This window comes from Pseudoalteromonas nanhaiensis (assembly GCF_051235485.1).
Lineage (GTDB): Bacteria > Pseudomonadota > Gammaproteobacteria > Enterobacterales > Alteromonadaceae > Pseudoalteromonas > Pseudoalteromonas lipolytica_C.
In genome coordinates this window covers 1-1,489 of sequence record NZ_JBPNYQ010000054.1, presented here as the reverse complement: position 1 = coordinate 1,489, position 1,489 = coordinate 1, and the positions used below count along the sequence as shown (strand labels likewise).

Below are 1,489 nucleotides of genomic sequence, written 5' to 3'. Positions count from 1 at the left end.
CTAGTACTCTTTCACATATATTTTGATCAGTTGCCCCTACTTAAATTCAGGTAACTGATCTTTTTCAATCAATAATTCAATACTCCTGCTTTTTCCAGTAACTGATGTTATAAATTTCTTCTTCTTAAGAACTGAAATCATTAAATGAACACTTGAAGGTGCGGTTCCAAAGTAGCGCTCAAAATCACTTTCAGCAGGCGCAATCCCATTCACTTTTGTGTAGTAATAAATAAATGCTAAATACTGACCTTGCTTTGCTGTAAACAGTGGCGACTTTTCTTTATTCATAATGAACTTTTACCCTAATCAACGATCCTTTAACTCATATAAACTTACTTAATATTGTTATGAACCGAAAGTATATTGTTGAATTATCAGAAGAAGAAAAACAAGAATTAATAGACTATTGCAAAAAAGGCATGGTCAATGTTCGAAAGTACAAGCGTGCTGCTATTTTGTTAAAAGCTGACCGTTGTAGATATACAACAGAGCAAATATGTGAAGCTGTTCAAGTGAGCTCTTCCACCGTATTTCGAGTCAAACGCCAGTTCGTTGAAGAGAATCTAGCGGCAGCTATGAATGAAGGTGCACGAAGTGGTGCAATGAGAAAAACTTCTGCGAAAGATGAAGCAACGTTAATCGCCACAGCTTGTACTAGGCCGCCAACAGGTCACTCTAGATGGACATTATCTTTACTTGGAGAGCGATTAGTTACATTAACAGATTTAGATAGTATTTCGTATGAAACAATACGGAGGCGTCTTCAAGAGAATGCACTAAAACCATGGCAAAAAAAGATGTGGTGTGTGGCGACAATGGATGCTGAATATATCGCGCGGATGGAACATGTGCTCGAGTTATATGCTGAGCCAGCAGATGAGTTAAATCCCATAATTAACTTTGATGAGGCGATGAAACAACTTGTAGATGATACTCGACCGGCACAACCAATGAAGCAGGGGCAGACTAAGCGGTTAGATTATGAATATAAACGTGTAGGTGTGGCCAACTTATTTGTATTCTTCGATCGCCATCGAGGTTGGCGGCATGTTAAAGCAACAGAAAGAAAGACGAAAATTGACTTTGCTAATTGTATGAGGGATTTAGTTGATCTTCATTATCCACATGCGAACAAAATAAAAGTTGTATTAGATAACTTATCAACTCATACAGAAGGAGCGTTATATAAAGCATTTTCTCCACAGGAAGCACGCCGGATTTTAAATAAACTAGAATTACATTACACACCAAAACACGCGAGTTGGTTGAATATGGTCGAGATAGAAATTGGTAATATGAATAAGCAATGTTTAGATAGACGTATAGCAAGTATGGAAGAACTAAAGACAGAACTCGCGGCCTGGGAATGGAGCAGGAATAAAGAAAGAACAAGTATAAACTGGCTATTTAATGTTGAATCAGCTCGTGAAAAACTTGAGAGGGCTTATGGTGCCCTCAACTAGTCAGAACTTGTGTGATGAAGTACTAG

Annotated in this window: 2 protein-coding genes; one reads left to right on the top strand and one right to left on the bottom strand. The window is 37.9% G+C overall.

Going from position 1 to position 1,489, the window contains the following annotated elements:
• Positions 1–36: 36 nt before the first annotated feature.
• Complete coding sequence (locus tag ACSFVZ_RS20410) at positions 37–288, bottom strand: LexA family protein (RefSeq protein WP_435559513.1); 252 nt, start codon at positions 286–288, stop codon at positions 37–39.
• A gap of 59 nt (positions 289–347) precedes the next feature.
• Between ACSFVZ_RS20410 and ACSFVZ_RS20405 the strand changes: the two genes are divergently transcribed.
• Positions 348–1,463 carry an IS630 family transposase gene (locus ACSFVZ_RS20405; RefSeq protein WP_435559512.1) on the top strand — a complete coding sequence of 372 codons (1,116 nt, stop codon included), beginning with the start codon at positions 348–350 and terminating at the stop codon, positions 1,461–1,463.
• Positions 1,464–1,489 lie beyond the last annotated feature (26 nt).

Excerpts from the sequence above, each read along its gene's own strand:
- ACSFVZ_RS20410 (WP_435559513.1), bottom strand. The coding sequence starts at position 288 with ATGAATAAAGAAAAGTCGCCACTGTTTACAGCAAAGCAAGGTCAGTAT.
- ACSFVZ_RS20405 (WP_435559512.1), top strand. The coding sequence starts at position 348 with ATGAACCGAAAGTATATTGTTGAATTATCAGAAGAAGAAAAACAAGAA.